At 50.0% G+C, this 630-nt stretch carries 1 protein-coding gene; it reads right to left on the minus strand.

The genetic code is table 11. The features are described 5' to 3' along the window. Positions 1 to 66: 66 nt before the first annotated feature. A partial coding sequence (istB, locus tag R7Z50_RS28550) for an IS21-like element ISVch3 family helper ATPase IstB (RefSeq protein WP_318149887.1) occupies positions 67 to 630 on the minus strand: 564 nt, incomplete at its 5' end.

Raw genomic sequence — 630 nt, forward strand, 5'->3', positions numbered from 1 at the left:
GATTGCGATCGCTCGTTTCGGTTTATTCCGATCACCTGATCCTGCCATTTTTCTCTCTTCCTATTTTTACTCTAAGTGATCGGATTGCGCCAGTTTTCTCATTGACTCACCGCCCAGTTCTATTCGATGACTATTGTGTACCAGCCTATCCATGAGCGCGTCTGCGACGGTGGCGTTGCCGATCATGTTGTACCACTCCTTTACAGGTAACTGACTGATGACGATTGTGCTGCTGTTTTGGTAGCGGTCTTCCAGCACTTCTAACAAGTGACCCGCATGCTCTTGAGTCAGTTTTTCCATCCCCCAGTCGTCGAGGAGTAGTAAGCCTTTCTTAGCCAGCGACTGAAGTTGTTTTTGATAGCTACCATCCAGACGACCTGCGGTCAGATCATCAAGCAAGCGAGTTAATCGGTAGTACCTGACGGTTTGCCGTTGGTCGCAGGCACTGGTTGCCAGAGCGCAACCAAGATAGGTTTTGCCAGCACCTGTTGGGCCTGTGATCAAGATATTCTGGTGCTTGTGCAGATAACTCCCCGTCAGAAGTTCACTCATCTGTTTGCGGTTGAGGTTTCGCCCCTCCTTGTAGATGAGTTGGCTCGGCTGAGCATCTACTCTCAGTTTGGCTTGTCG

The organism is Vibrio sp. 1249-1 (assembly GCF_033340495.1).